Source organism: Bradyrhizobium sp. ORS 111, assembly GCF_045571485.1.
Classification (GTDB): Bacteria; Pseudomonadota; Alphaproteobacteria; order Rhizobiales; family Xanthobacteraceae; genus Bradyrhizobium.
Genome location: NZ_CP120701.1, coordinates 7,852,510 through 7,865,667, shown reverse-complemented (window position 1 = coordinate 7,865,667; position 13,158 = coordinate 7,852,510). Strand labels below are relative to the sequence as shown.

Genomic DNA, 13,158 nt, shown 5'->3' with positions numbered 1-13,158 from the left:
TAGCGTCTGGGCCGCAAAGCCTCAACCCGCATTGCCTGCGGCCGCGGTCCGGCGTAACCAGCCGCCATGGCACCGAACCCGACCACCGCCCCCATTTTGTTCGACCGCGCGCTGCTCGGCATGCGGCTTGCGCGCGCGCGGCGCGATGGCGCAGTCACGTTCTTGCTCGACCGTGCCACGGAGGACATGGCGGACCGGCTGCACGCCGTGTCGCGGAGCTTTTCCGCGGCGGTAGATGTGTGGACGCCCGGCGACGGGCTTGCCGAGGCGCTGCGCGCGCGCGCCGCTTCGATCAGCCAGGTCGAGTTTACGCCTTCGGAGGCGCTGCCGCTGGCGCCGGAATCGCTCGATCTCGCAGTCTCGGCGCTGGCCTTCCAGTTCGTCAACGATCTGCCCGGCGTGCTGGCGCAGATCCGCCGCGCGCTGAAGCCTGACGGATTGTTGCTGGCAGCGATGCTCGGCGGCGATACGCTGACCGAACTCCGGCAAAGCTTTGCTGCGGCGGAGGCCGAGTGCGAGGGCGGCGTCTCGCCGCGCGTCGCGCCGTTCGCCGATCTGCGCGACATCGGCGCGCTGCTGCAACGGGCCGGCTTTGCCCTGCCGGTCACCGATGTCGATCGCGTCGTGGTGCGCTATGCCAGCGCGTTTGCGCTGATGACCGATTTGAGGCGGATGGGCGCGACCAACGTGCTGCGCGAGCGCCGTCACATCCCGACCCGCCGCGCCACCATGCTGCGCATGGCGCAGATCTACGGCGAACGTTTCGCCGACGCCGACGGCCGCATCCGCGCCACCTTCGACATCGTCTGGCTCTCCGGCTGGGCGCCGCATGAGAGCCAGCCGAAGCCACTGAAGCCGGGTTCGGCCAAGGCGAGCCTGGAAGCCGCGGTGAAGGGCACGAAGCGTTAGGAACGCACGATGCAACGGTGATCACATCGCGTGGCGTGACGCCTGGAATCGAGAACCGTCCTCAGCGTCGTCCCTGCCTAGTGCGCAATTGCGCACGGGAGCCGGGAGCCATAACCGCAAAATGCCAATTGTTCGGCGATGCTGGAACGGCGAGTCCCTTCAACAAAGTCCGCCGCGGCGTATGGGTCTCTGCTTCCGCAAGGAGGACGCGTTGGAGGAGCCGCAGCCTCACATCACGATTTCGGAATAATGGAATAATGCCGGTGAGTTGCCCGACGTGTCAAGTCGCCGTGTCGAACCCTGGCAGCGGAGGCTACTTTGCATGGGGTTGTTTTCGATATTTTTTCAGCGCCCCCTGTCCCGCGAGGGAGGTGGCAAGGACGAGCATTTCCCGTCGTCCCTGCGAAAGCACTAGGGCATCTACATGTCTTCCGGAGTCTTCTCAACGACTTAGCTTAGCAACGCAGAGAAACGCCGCACTTTTGCTAAGCTCTGCTCGCGAAATGGCGTCATCGAGTGGCAAGCAAGTCCTTGATCGAGAGTCACTTTTCGGTCCGGAAAAGATGTGTAGATGCCCTAGTGCGAAAGCAGGGACCCATAACCACAGGGAGCGGTTAGGGGCGCGCTGGTCGAGCAAGCTGATCATAGCCAATCGCCGCTGTTGTGCGGCACCTTAGTGGTCTACAAGTGAAGCCGGTGGTTATGGGTCCCTGCTTTCGCACTAGGGCATCTACATGTCTTCCGGAGTCTTCTCAACGACTTAGCTTAGCAACGCAGAGAAACGCCGCACTTTTGCTAAGCTCTGCTCGCGAAATGGCGTCATCGAGTGGCAAGCAAGTCCTTGATCGAGAGTCACTTTTCGGTCCGGAAAAGATGTGTAGATGCCCTAGTGCTTTCGCAGGGACGACACCTGTTGATTGGCAAGAGTGCGGTCGCAACTCACAGCAGCAGGTCGATCAGATGCGGCAGCAGCGGGATGTCCGCGGGCGGCATCGGGTAGTCGCGCAGTTTGCTCGCGCGCACCCAGGCGAGGTTCTGGGCCTCGCGCGGCATCACCATGCCCTCCCAGCGCCGGCAGATGTAGAGCGGCATCAGCAGATGGAAGGTCTCGTAGGCGTGGCTGGCAAAGGTCAACGGTGCGAGGCACGGCTCGCTCACGGTGATGCCGATCTCCTCATGCAGCTCGCGAATCAGGGTCTGCTCCGGCCGCTCGCCGGGCTCGATCTTGCCGCCCGGGAATTCCCACAGGCCGGCCAGCGCCTTGCCTTCGGGGCGCTGCGCCAGCAGCACGCGCTTGTCGGCATCGACAAGCGCGCAGGCGACGACGAGGGTGAGCTTGATAGCGGCCATGCGATGGTTCGGTTACGATCTTCAAGCTTTCATTACCAAGCAATGTCCCGCGGGCCAAACGCGCGCGCGTTGCACATTACGACCGATAGTCGCCGTTGATCGCGACATATTCCTTGGTGAGGTCGCAGGTCAGCACGCGGTCGCGGCCCTTGCCGAGGCCGAGGGCGACCTTGATCTGGATCTTCGGCGCCTTCATCGCCTCTGACACTTCGGTCTCGTTGTAGGACGGATCGCGCGCGCCGCTCTTGGCGACGCGGATGCCGTTGAAGGAGATCGACAGCTTGTCGCGGTTGGCGGGCTCGCCGGCCTTGCCGACCGCCATCACCACGCGGCCCCAATTGGCGTCCTCGCCGGCAATCGCGGTCTTCACCAGCGGCGAGTTGGCGATCGACATTGCGATCTTGCGCGCCGATGGCTTCGTTGTCGCGCCCTCGACCACGACCTCCACCAGCTTGCGCGCGCCTTCGCCGTCGCGCGCCACCTGCTCGGACAGGTTGGCGAGCACGGCGTTGAACGCCTTGGTGAACGCCTTCAGGCGCGGGTCGCTGGCGCGGCTGATCTTCGGCGCGCCATCGGCTGCGGCGGCGCCGGTCGCGAAGGCGAGCAGCGTGTCCGAGGTCGAGGTGTCGCCGTCGATGGTGACGGCGTTGAAGGTGTCCTCGACACCGGTCTTGAGCAGGGATTGCAGCACCGCGGCCGAGAGCGGCGCGTCGGTGAAGATGAAGGACAGCATGGTCGCCATGTCGGGCATGATCATGCCGGCGCCCTTGGCCATGCCGTTGATCGTCACCTTGGCCTTGCCGAGCTTCACGGTCGCGGTCGCAACCTTCGGAAAGGTGTCGGTGGTCATGATCGCCTTCGCCGCATCCATCCAGTGATCCGGCGTGGCGATCTCGGCGAGCCTCGCCAGCACGCCATTGAACTTGGTGGCGTCAAGCGGCTCGCCGATCACGCCGGTGGAAGCCAGGAACACTTCGCCGGTCGAGCAGCCGACTGCCTTTGCGGCGATCTGCGCGGTCAGTGCGGTGGATTGCTTGCCGGTCTTGCCGGTGAAGGCGTTGGCGTTGCCGGAATTGACCACGACGGCGCGCGCCTTCCCGCCCTTCAGCTTGGCGCGGCACCATTCGACCGGCGCCGACGGGCATTTCGACTTGGTGAACACGCCCGCCACCGTGGTGCCCTCGTCGAGCAACGCCAGCAGCACGTCGGTGCGTCCCTTGTAGCGGATGCCGGCGGCCGCGGTCGCAAGCTTCACGCCCGCGATCACGGGCATGTCGGGAACATCGGTCGGGGCGAGGGGAGAGACGGCGGTCGACATGGGAAGGCTTCCGGCTACGGGAGGGAAGCGCTCCTTATCATTTCGCTCGCTGAAGCGGGAGAGGGCGAACGCGGGTATCATCAATCATTCAAGGATATCCGGGCTACAAGGCTGTCACTCACTATTCAAAGAACTTCGTCCGGGCCGCTTCCTACCTCCCCTTGAAAAGGGGAGGTCGCTTTGCTCGCAGAGCAAAGCGGGTGGGGATCTACTCGCTCCATGAGCAACGGTGCGTGGTTGACCCCCATCCCAACCTTCCCCCTTTCAGCGGGAACGAGAACAATCCGAGGCGACAACGAAGCTGCAAAACGCAAATGGCCGGGACGAGCCCGGCCATCGCGAATTCAATACTGTGGCGTCGCGACGCTTACTTCTTCGCCGGCGGCGCCATCTTGTTGTCGGCGGGCTTCGGCGCATCCGCCGGCTTCGCCGCATCGTCGGCCTTGGCGGCATCGGTGCGCTCGACCTTGGCGGCTTCGCGCAGCTTGGCGACATAGTCGGCCTGCGCCTTGCGGGTCACGTAGGTCTCGATCTGGCCCTTCACCTGGTCGAAGTCCGGCGCCTTGCGGTTCCGCTTCTCCTCGACCTTGATGATGTGCCAGCCGAACTGCGACTTCACCGGATCGGAGATCTTGCCCGGCTCGAGCGAGAAGGCGACCGCGGAGAATTCCGGCACCATCTGCTCCTTGGTGAAGAAGCCGAGATCGCCGCCGTCGGAGGCGCCGGGGTCCTTGGACTTCTTCTTGGCGAGCTCGGCGAAGTCGGCGCCCTTGTCGAGCTCGGCCTTGATCGCCTTGGCCTCGTCCTCGGTCTCGACCAGGATGTGGCGCGCGCGCACTTCCTGCTCACCGCTGATCTGCTTGGCGGCCTCATCGTAGACCTTCTTCATGGCATCGTCGGTGGTCGCGGCCTTGCCTTCGGTGGCGAGCAGGCTGTCCATCAACAGGCGGTTGCGGGCGAAGGTGAGGCGCTTCTTGAACTCATCCGAGTTCTCGACCTTCTTGTCCTCGGCAGCCTTGGCCACGATCTTCATGTCGATCAGGAAGGACAGCACGTTGTCCTTGCGGGTGGCCGGGTCCATCTGCTGCAGGCTCGGGCCCAGTTCCTCTTCGGCGAGCGCCACGTCGCTGGCGCGAATCTCGGAACCGTTCACCTTCGCGAGCACCGGGTCGGAGTCCGCCCGGGCCGGAAGCCCGGCGGCCAGGAGTGCGACAAGACAGCCCGTCGCGGCCAGGGTGGCCAGGCCGAGGCGCAGGCCGGTTTTGGTTTCCGGGAGCGAGGTGGTCATACAATATCCTTGTCTCAAAGGGGGGAAGCTTGAGCGGGGCGGACACTCGCCCAATCGTGCGGCGTTGGCAACGCGAAAGTCGGGCAAAATGATGAATTCCCTGACATCTTGCCAGCGTTGACAACCTACCGACCGGGCCATATCTCTGACCAATCGTGTCAACGGCGATAGCGCTTATTTTGCTGCGTTTTTGGCCGTTGAACCTTGGATGGTCTGTTTCCCACTCAGTTGGCGGATCAACCCCCGGTTCGGGGCTCGACCCGCAGCGCGTCACGGTGAGTTGATGGGCGACCCGGTGGACTATTTCTGGCTGTAACGCAAGACCGAAGAACAGGAATTACGCATGATCGGCGCGCTCGCCCGCAAGTTTTTCGGCTCCGCCAACGACCGTCGGGTCAAGGGATATCAATCCCGCGTCAACGCCATCAACGCTTTGGAGCCCGAGCTCGTCAAACTGTCGGACGAGGAGCTCAAGGCCCGCACCGCCGAGTTCAAGCAGCAGCTCGAGAGCGGCAAGACGCTGGACGACATCCTGGTTCCGGCGTTCGCGACCGTGCGCGAGGCGGCCAAGCGAACGCTCGGCCAGCGCCATTTCGACGTCCAGCTCATCGGCGGCATGGTGCTGCACGAGGGCGACATCGCCGAGATGAAGACCGGCGAAGGCAAGACGCTGGTCGCAACGCTCGCGGTTTACCTCAATGCGCTCGCCGGCAAGGGCGTCCACGTCGTCACCGTCAACGACTACCTCGCCCGCCGCGACTCCGGCTGGATGGGCCAGATCTATTCGTTCCTGGGACTGACCACCGGCGTGATCGTGCACGGCCTCGACGACGCCGAGCGCAAGGCAGCCTATGGCTGCGACATCACCTACGGCACCAACAACGAGTACGGCTTCGACTATCTGCGCGACAACATGAAGTACCGCCTGGAGGACATGGTCCAGCGCGGGCACTATTACGCGATCGTCGACGAAGTGGACTCGATCTTGATCGACGAGGCGCGCACGCCGTTGATCATCTCCGGCCCGCTCGACGACCGCTCCGAGTTCTACAACACGATTGACTCCTTCTTCCCGCAGCTCGACAAGTCCGACTACGAGGTCGACGAGAAGCAGCGCACGGTGACGCTGACCGAAGGCGGCATGGAGAAGATCGAGACCCTGCTGCGCGATGCCGGCCAGCTCAAGGGCGATTCGCTCTACGACGTCGAGAACGTCTCCGTCGTGCATCATATCAATCAGGCTCTGCGGGCCCATACGCTGTTCACGCGCGACAAGGACTACATCGTCCGCGACGGCGAGGTCGTGATCATCGACGAGTTCACCGGACGCATGATGCCGGGCCGCCGCTATTCCGAAGGCCTGCACCAGGCGCTGGAGGCGAAGGAGCACCAGCCGGTGCAGCCGGAGAACCAGACGCTCGCCTCGATCACCTTCCAGAACTATTTCCGGATGTACGAGAAGCTGTCGGGCATGACCGGCACGGCCGCGACCGAAGCCGACGAATTGTTCGACATCTACAAGCTCGAGGTGGTGGAAATCCCGACCAACCTGCCGGTGGCGCGCCTCGACGAGGACGACGAGGTCTATCGCACGCAGGGCGAAAAATACGCCGCGATCCTCGCCGAGATCGAGCGCGCCAACAAGCGGCTGCAGCCGGTGCTGGTCGGCACGGCATCGATCGAGAAGTCGGAAGTGCTCGCGGAGTATTTGCGCAAGCACGGCTACAAGCAGATCGACTTCAGCTCCGGGTCCGGCATGGAGAAGCTCTATGCCGCCGCGCGCGCCGGCAAGCCGGCCAAGCTGTTCGCGGTGCTGAACGCGCGCTTCCACGAGCAGGAAGCCTATATCGTGGCGGAAGCCGGCGTGCCGGGCGCGATCACGATCGCGACCAACATGGCCGGCCGCGGCACCGACATCAAGCTCGGCGGCTCGCTCGAGATGCGGATCCAGCAGGAGACCGCTGACATCACCGACGAGGCCGAGAAGGCCGCCAAGGTCGAGCAGATCAAGGCCGACATCGAGCGCTTCCGCGAGATCGTGCTGAAGGCCGAGGAAGACGTCGAGGTCGAGCCCGCCAAGGGCAACAAGCCGGCCAAGACCGTGAAGAAGCCGGGCGGCCTCTACATCATCGGCTCGGAGCGTCACGAATCCCGCCGCATCGACAACCAGCTCCGCGGCCGTTCCGGCCGTCAGGGCGACCCCGGCCGCTCGAAATTCTTCCTGTCGCTGGAAGACGATCTGATGCGCATCTTCGGCTCCGACCGGCTCGACAGCATGCTGCAACGGCTCGGCCTGCAGGAAGGCGAGGCCATCATCCATCCCTGGATCAACAAGGCACTCGAGAAGGCGCAGCAGAAGGTCGAGGCGCGCAACTTCGACATCCGCAAGAATCTGCTCAAGTTCGACAACGTCCAGAACGACCAGCGCAAGGTGATCTTCGATCAGCGCGTCGAGCTGATGAAGGACGACAGCGTCGCCGAGACGGTGGCGGACATGCGCCATGCCTTCGTCGAGGATGTCGTCGCCAAGCACATCCCCGAGCATGCCTATGCCGAGCAGTGGGACACCGCCGGCCTGAAGGACGAGCTCAAGCGCGTGCTCGATGTCGACCTGCCGGTCGACGAATGGGCCAAGGAAGAAGGCATCGCCGACGAGGAATTGCTCGCGCGCATCGACAAGCATGTCGACGAGCACATGGCGGCCAAGGTCGCGCAATGGGGCCCCGACGTGATGCGCTACGTCGAGAAGACCATCCTGCTGCAGACGCTGGATCATCTCTGGCGCGAGCACCTGATCATGCTCGACCATCTACGCCAGGTGATCGGCCTGCGCGGCTACGGCCAGCGCGATCCGTTGCAGGAATACAAGACCGAAGCCTTCAACCTCTTCCAGGAAATGAGCGCGCATCTGCGCGAGGCGGTCACCGCGCAATTGATGCGAGTCCAGATCGTGCCGCCGGAGGAGCCGCCGCAGCCGCTGCCGGCGATGGAAGTGCACAAGCTCGATCCGAACACCGGCGAGGACGAGATGGCGTTCGCGCAGGCCAACTTCGCGCAAGCCAATTTCGCCCAGGCCTCGCTGGTGCCGAAGACCCCGGCCGCCGACCGCGATCCGAACAACCCCGCAAGCTGGGGCAAGGTCGGCCGCAACGAGGATTGCCCATGCGGCTCAGGCAAGAAGTACAAGCACTGCCATGGGCGGTACGCGTAAGGCGCGATAATCCGCGGTTGAGATCGGTCGCGAGCTTCTCCTCTCTCGCTTGTGGGGAGCGCTGATTGTGCTCGGCGTTCGGTGTCGGTGATTTGGTTAATCCACCCGCATCCTTGTCGTGCCCGGGCTTGAGCCGGGCACGACGACGCTGCCACGTCAGCGCACATTCGCCGATCAGCCGGCAAAGGCCTTGTCGAGATCGGCGATGATGATCTTCTTCATCTTCATCATGGCCTGCATGGCGCGGTCGGCCGCTTTGCGGTCGGGGTCGCCGAGGTAGCGGCCGAGGGCTGATGGCACGACCTGCCATGACAAGCCGAACTTGTCCTTCAGCCATCCGCAATTGGATTCCTCGCCGCCGTCGGCGGTGAGCCTGGTCCAGAAGTAATCGACCTGCTCCTGGGTCTCGACGCTGATGAAGAACGACACCGCCTCGTTGAACTTGAATTTCGGGCCGCCGTTGAGCGCGTGGAAGCGCTGCCCCTCGAGCTCGAAGCTCGCCATGAAGTCGTTGACGGTCTCGATCCTCGCGTTGGGGAATATCGATTTGTAGAAGGCCACGGCCTCGCGGACATTATTGTCGAGCCAGAGGAACGGCGTGATCGAAGTCATAGATGAGTGTCCTCGTGAAATGGATCAGGTGGGCTGGCACCCTCGCGCGGGGCGGCACGACGGCGGCGCCTGCGAACGGGCCAAAGCAGCGAGGTGCGGTCCGTTCGTGCGCTTGTCCTGAGGACGAACCGGCGGGCGTGTTTCCGACAGGGGCCGGTCGATTTTTTTCGCTGCTCCGCGCCGGGCCGACGGCGCTACCAGGCGATCTGGGTGCGTGCCGGGTGGTCGCTGATAAGCGGCTTGCCGAACAGCGAAGGCACGAGGTCATCCAGGAACAGCAGCAGTTGTGCCCGGAAGCCGGGGCCGCTGCCGCCGGCGCGGTTGAGGGGGATGATCGCCTCGGCGGCCACCTGCCAGGTCACGGCGACATAGGCAAAGCCGGGATTTGCGCTCGCCGCCGTGGCTTGGCCGCGTGGGCTCTCGAACCTGAACTCGACGAGCGGCACCAGTTGATTCAGCGGCTCGTCCTTCGGCGGTCCGCCATCGAAGCGCTTCGTCAAATAGAGCGTGCTGTACTGGATTGAGAAACCCCAGTGCAGCGTCTCGACCGCGGGCGAGATGACGGTGTCGAATCGGCGGGTGACGAGATTGGGCGCCAGTGCGATACCGCCCGTGCCGATCGGAACCTCGTCGACCAGCGCGCCGGTGATCGCGAAGGGGCGCAGCCAGGACAGCGAGTCCGGCAGATCGCCGAATCCCTTGCCGAAGAAGATGCCCGGCTGGATCGTATCAGGTGCATCGGCGCCGATCGCCGCCGCGCCGGAGTGGCCGACGCCCCAGGCGAGACCGACCGAGATCAACGCTTCGTGGCGGTTGTCGCGATAGGCCTCGTATTTGAGGCCGATATTGGTCTTGTCGAAGCCCGAGGTGGACCCGATCGGCCAGCCCTGATGGGCCCATGAACTGTCGATCGTGAAGGCCAGCGTCGGCGTCAGCAGCCGGGCAAACGCTCCGTTGATGCGGTTCTCGACGATGGCGCTGCCCTGCGTGGGATAACCGAGATAGCTGAAGTTCGGCAGGATCAATTCGTCGGCGACGGCGGGGTCGTCGAACGTCATGGTGCCGGCGAAATAGCGATTGCCGGCGATGCCGTGCGCCTCTGCGGCCTGTGTCCATAGCAGCGGCAGGATCAGGAGCACCCCTCTTCGCAGGGACATCGTCGGCATGGAGTTCGCCCCACTGGCCCTATTGCCGCTTGATCCTTATAGGGTACCCCCCTATATTAAGCCATTATGTCGCATACCATCAAGCACAAGTCGAAGCTGATCGGCCGGATCAGGCGTATCAAGGGACAGATCGAGGCGGTCGAGCGCGCGCTCGAATCCGAGCTCGGCTGCGCCGACGTGCTGATGCTGGTCGCCTCGGTCCGTGGTGCCGTGAACGGGCTGACTGCCGAGCTGCTCGAGGAGCACATCCGTCATCACGTCGTTGATCCCGCGCATGAGACGGATCCCGCGAAGGCGCAAGGCGCCGCGGATCTGATCGACGTGGTCCGCACCTATCTGAAGTGACGCGATGACCGGTTTCGCCGAACTTCTGCAGCAGGGCTCCGCCCACGCCTGGCTGTTCGTGCCGAGCGCGATCCTGCTCGGCGCACTGCACGGCATGGAGCCGGGCCATTCCAAGACGATGATGGCGGCATTCATCATCGCGATACGCGGCACTGTGCTGCAGGCCGCGCTGCTCGGTCTGTCGGCGGCGATCTCGCACACCGCAATCGTGTGGGCGGTGGCGCTCGGCGGCCTGTATTTCGGGCGGCAATGGAACGGCGAGCAGAGCGAGGCCTATTTCCAGGTCGCCTCAGCCGTCGTGATCATCGGCATCGCGGTCTGGATGGCGTGGCGGACCTGGCGCGAGCAGAACGGCGAGGATCACCACCATCATCACGATGAAACGCAGCGCGTCGAGCTTGGCGATGCCGCGCTGACGCTGTCGATCTTCGAGGACGGCGTGCCGCCGCGCTGGCGGATCGCAGCCGAGCGGGGCGCACTGCCGTCGCCGAAAGACGTCATGGTGGAGACAGAGCGGCCCGACGGGACCAGGCAGTCGTTCGCGTTCGTCGCCAAGCAAGGCTTCCTCGAAAGCGTCGACGAGATTCCCGAGCCGCACGCGTTCCAGATGCGCCTGTCGCTGCACGGACACCCCGATGCATTCGAGGCGACTTACGAAGAGCATGACCATTCGCACATGAATCTGGGCGAGGAGGACGATGAACACGCCCGCGCCCATGCGGCCGACATCCGCAAGCGCTTTGCGGGACGCACCGTGACGACATGGCAGATCGTGCTGTTCGGCTTGACCGGCGGGCTGATCCCGTGTCCGGCCGCGATCACCGTGCTCTTGCTCTGCATCCAGCTCAAGCAGCTCAGCCTCGGCTTCACGCTGGTGCTGTGCTTCGGGATCGGGCTTGCGATCACGATGGTCTCGGCCGGCGTGCTCGCTGCACTGAGCATGCGGCACATCGAGCGGCGCTGGACCGGCTTCAGCCGGTTCGCGCGCCATGCGCCTTACGCATCGGCGGTGCTGATCGTGTTCGTCGGGCTCTACACGGGATGGCTGGGTTGGAGCGCAATCTAGCCGAGAGCGTCGCTCGCCGCGGCAAACGCGACCAGCCAGCAGCCGTCAATTGGCGCTGCCGATCAGGTTTTCCAAAAGACGCTTGAGCTCGTTGGTCGACTTGTCGCCATAGCTCTCGACGATGTGCTCCTCCTGGCTCATGGCCAGCGAGTTCAGCCGGCGGCTCAGCGCCTTGCCGCGGTCGGAGACGAACATCAGCACTTTGCGGCGATCCTTGGGATCCTGGACGCGATAGACCAGCGCGTCCGACACCATGCGGTCGATCATCTTGGTCAGCGTCGGATGGTTGAGCAGCACCGCCTCGGCAAGCTCGCCCATCGAGTGTCCGTTGCCGTCGGACAGCACCTTCAGGATGCGCCACTGCTCGACCGGCACGCCTTCCTTGCTCAGGCGGGTCTCCAACTGCCGGTTGATCTCCCGGTTCGCTTGCGCGAGCAGGTAGGTGAGATGTTCGGTGATCGGGGAGTTTTGTTTCGGCGGTTTGGCCACGGCTGCGATCTGGGATCCTGACCCGGTTGAATGAATGTCCGGCAACTCATGCCGTTTCTATATGCACTTCAATTGTTGAATATTCAATATTTTCACCTAGGATAATCCTCCAACCAAAAGGGCGGGTGCCGCGGACCGCCGTGCTGGCTGCGTTGCGTTGTGCTTCCCAGACAGGAGTTGGCGTGCTTTCGACGGTTGCTTTCCAGGCATATGGCGGTCCGCCCGTCCCGCCGCCGCTGCTGTTCAGGGATCCGTCGTCATGCGCGGCCGAGCTCGATCTGTCGGTCGGCAGGCACGGCGCGTCGGCGCGCCGCAGCGCCAACAGCAAGCTCCGGGTCGGCAATTTCATCACCTTCTCCGGCTCGCCGGGCATCTGGGGCCCGAGCTCCACCAACAGCGTCCTGCTCGCGGTCGCCGAGATCAACAAGCGCGGCGGCATCCTCGGCCGCGAGATCGAGCTGTCGATGTACGACGCCGGCGGCCCGATCGAGCAGGTGGCGCGCCGCGCCGAAGCTGCGATTCTGCTCGACGAGGTCGACCTGTTCATGGGGTCGCATATCAGCGCGGTCCGCGTGGCGTTGCGCAAGGTCACCCGCAACCGCATCCCCTATGTCTACACCCCGGTCTATGAAGGCGGCGAGCGGACCCCGGGCGTGATGGCGATCGGCGAGACCCCGCGCTGGCAGATGCGGCCGTCGATCCACTGGCTCGCCGAGGTCAAGAAGGCGTCGCGCTGGTATCTGATCGGCAGCGATTATGTCTGGCCCTGGCAATCACATCGCGCGGTGAAGTCCTATATCGCCGAATCCGGCGGCCAGGTGGTCGGCGAGGAATTCGTCCCGCTCGGCGAGGACAATCACGAGCCGCATCTGGCGCGGATCCGCGCCGCCAAGCCGGACGTCGTGCTGATCTCGCTGATCGGCACCGACAGCATCACCTTCAACCGCGCCTTCGCCGAATCCGGCCTTGCCGCCACCACGCTGCGATTCGCCGGCGCGATGGACGAGACCGTGCTGCTCGGCATCGGCGCCGACAACACCGAGAGCCTGTTCTGCGCCTCCGGCTATTTCGCCTGCGTCGGCTCGCGCGACAATGACGATTTCATGGACCGCTACCGTGCGATGTTCGGGCCGCATGCGCCGCCGATCGGCTCGGTCGGGCAGTCCAATTACGAAGGCCTGCGCTTTCTCGAGGCGGCCGCCGAACGTGCGGGAACCCTAGCAATGGAGCCATTGTCCGCCGCGGCGCGCAACGTCGTCTATCGCGGCGCACGCGGACCCGTCACCATTCGCAACGGCCGCGCCGAGATGCCGATGTATCTCGCCGAGGCCGACGGTCTCGATTTCAGGCTGGTCAAGGCGATCTGAAAGGCGGCATCATGGCCCGCAAGAGGGCGAGTGCCGC

Annotated in this window: 11 protein-coding genes; 5 read left to right on the top strand and 6 right to left on the bottom strand. The window is 64.2% G+C overall.

Annotation, left to right across the window (positions count from 1 at the left end; translation table 11 throughout):
• The first annotated feature begins 66 nt into the window (after window positions 1-66).
• A complete protein-coding gene (locus P6U30_RS36310) occupies window positions 67-909 on the top strand; it encodes a methyltransferase domain-containing protein (protein ID WP_407167444.1) in 843 nt (280 codons plus the stop codon).
• A 939-nt stretch (window positions 910-1,848) separates the two neighbouring features.
• Here P6U30_RS36310 and P6U30_RS36305 read toward each other — a convergent pair.
• The 3 genes from P6U30_RS36305 to P6U30_RS36295 all read right to left on the bottom strand — a co-directional run bounded on the left by P6U30_RS36305 (window position 1,849) and on the right by P6U30_RS36295 (window position 4,865).
• Window positions 1,849-2,259: a (deoxy)nucleoside triphosphate pyrophosphohydrolase gene (locus P6U30_RS36305; RefSeq protein ID WP_407167443.1), complete on the bottom strand. Its 411-nt coding sequence runs from the start codon at window positions 2,257-2,259 to the stop codon at window positions 1,849-1,851.
• Window positions 2,260-2,335: 76 nt separating this feature from the next.
• Window positions 2,336-3,577 (bottom strand): bifunctional glutamate N-acetyltransferase/amino-acid acetyltransferase ArgJ, encoded by a 1,242-nt coding sequence (gene argJ, locus P6U30_RS36300; protein ID WP_407167442.1) that lies wholly within the window; start codon window positions 3,575-3,577, stop codon window positions 2,336-2,338.
• A 367-nt stretch (window positions 3,578-3,944) separates the two neighbouring features.
• Window positions 3,945-4,865: a peptidylprolyl isomerase gene (locus tag P6U30_RS36295; protein WP_407167441.1), complete on the bottom strand. Its 921-nt coding sequence runs from the start codon at window positions 4,863-4,865 to the stop codon at window positions 3,945-3,947.
• Window positions 4,866-5,208: 343 nt separating this feature from the next.
• Here P6U30_RS36295 and secA point away from each other — a divergent pair, with 343 nt between their 5' ends.
• Window positions 5,209-8,076, top strand: a complete 2,868-nt coding sequence (secA, locus tag P6U30_RS36290; RefSeq protein ID WP_407167440.1) for a preprotein translocase subunit SecA — start codon at window positions 5,209-5,211, stop codon at window positions 8,074-8,076.
• A 174-nt stretch (window positions 8,077-8,250) separates the two neighbouring features.
• On the opposite strand, the gene P6U30_RS36285 is transcribed toward secA, so the two are convergent.
• Both P6U30_RS36285 and P6U30_RS36280 read right to left on the bottom strand, forming a co-directional pair.
• Window positions 8,251-8,688 carry a VOC family protein gene (locus P6U30_RS36285; RefSeq protein WP_407167439.1) on the bottom strand — a complete coding sequence of 146 codons (438 nt, stop codon included), beginning with the start codon at window positions 8,686-8,688 and terminating at the stop codon, window positions 8,251-8,253.
• Window positions 8,689-8,882: 194 nt separating this feature from the next.
• The gene (locus P6U30_RS36280; protein ID WP_407167438.1) at window positions 8,883-9,854 is read right to left on the bottom strand and encodes a hypothetical protein; all 972 of its coding nucleotides are present in this window, start codon (window positions 9,852-9,854) and stop codon (window positions 8,883-8,885) included.
• Between the two features lie 66 nt (window positions 9,855-9,920).
• Between P6U30_RS36280 and P6U30_RS36275 the strand changes: the two genes are divergently transcribed.
• Together P6U30_RS36275 and P6U30_RS36270 are read left to right on the top strand one after the other, a co-directional pair.
• Complete coding sequence (locus tag P6U30_RS36275) at window positions 9,921-10,199, top strand: metal/formaldehyde-sensitive transcriptional repressor (protein WP_407167437.1); 279 nt, start codon at window positions 9,921-9,923, stop codon at window positions 10,197-10,199.
• 4 nt (window positions 10,200-10,203) lie between these two features.
• The gene (locus tag P6U30_RS36270) at window positions 10,204-11,265 is read left to right on the top strand and encodes a nickel/cobalt efflux transporter (protein ID WP_407167436.1); all 1,062 of its coding nucleotides are present in this window, start codon (window positions 10,204-10,206) and stop codon (window positions 11,263-11,265) included.
• A 45-nt stretch (window positions 11,266-11,310) separates the two neighbouring features.
• Here the strand turns inward: P6U30_RS36270 and P6U30_RS36265 are convergent, their stop codons facing one another.
• The gene (locus tag P6U30_RS36265) at window positions 11,311-11,754 is read right to left on the bottom strand and encodes a MarR family winged helix-turn-helix transcriptional regulator (RefSeq protein ID WP_407149244.1); all 444 of its coding nucleotides are present in this window, start codon (window positions 11,752-11,754) and stop codon (window positions 11,311-11,313) included.
• Window positions 11,755-11,936: 182 nt separating this feature from the next.
• On the opposite strand from P6U30_RS36265, the gene P6U30_RS36260 reads away from it, so the two are divergent.
• Window positions 11,937-13,121, top strand: coding sequence for a substrate-binding domain-containing protein (locus P6U30_RS36260; protein WP_407167435.1), 1,185 nt, complete (start codon window positions 11,937-11,939; stop codon window positions 13,119-13,121).
• Window positions 13,122-13,158: the final 37 nt, after the last annotated feature.

Excerpts from the sequence above, each read along its gene's own strand:
- P6U30_RS36295 (WP_407167441.1), bottom strand. The coding sequence starts at position 4,865 with ATGACCACCTCGCTCCCGGAAACCAAAACCGGCCTGCGCCTCGGCCTG.
- P6U30_RS36270 (WP_407167436.1), top strand. The coding sequence starts at position 10,204 with ATGACCGGTTTCGCCGAACTTCTGCAGCAGGGCTCCGCCCACGCCTGG.
- P6U30_RS36275 (WP_407167437.1), top strand. The coding sequence starts at position 9,921 with ATGTCGCATACCATCAAGCACAAGTCGAAGCTGATCGGCCGGATCAGG.
- P6U30_RS36280 (WP_407167438.1), bottom strand. The coding sequence starts at position 9,854 with ATGCCGACGATGTCCCTGCGAAGAGGGGTGCTCCTGATCCTGCCGCTG.
- P6U30_RS36310 (WP_407167444.1), top strand. The coding sequence starts at position 67 with ATGGCACCGAACCCGACCACCGCCCCCATTTTGTTCGACCGCGCGCTG.
- secA (WP_407167440.1), top strand. The coding sequence starts at position 5,209 with ATGATCGGCGCGCTCGCCCGCAAGTTTTTCGGCTCCGCCAACGACCGT.
- P6U30_RS36305 (WP_407167443.1), bottom strand. The coding sequence starts at position 2,259 with ATGGCCGCTATCAAGCTCACCCTCGTCGTCGCCTGCGCGCTTGTCGAT.
- P6U30_RS36285 (WP_407167439.1), bottom strand. The coding sequence starts at position 8,688 with ATGACTTCGATCACGCCGTTCCTCTGGCTCGACAATAATGTCCGCGAG.
- argJ (WP_407167442.1), bottom strand. The coding sequence starts at position 3,577 with ATGTCGACCGCCGTCTCTCCCCTCGCCCCGACCGATGTTCCCGACATG.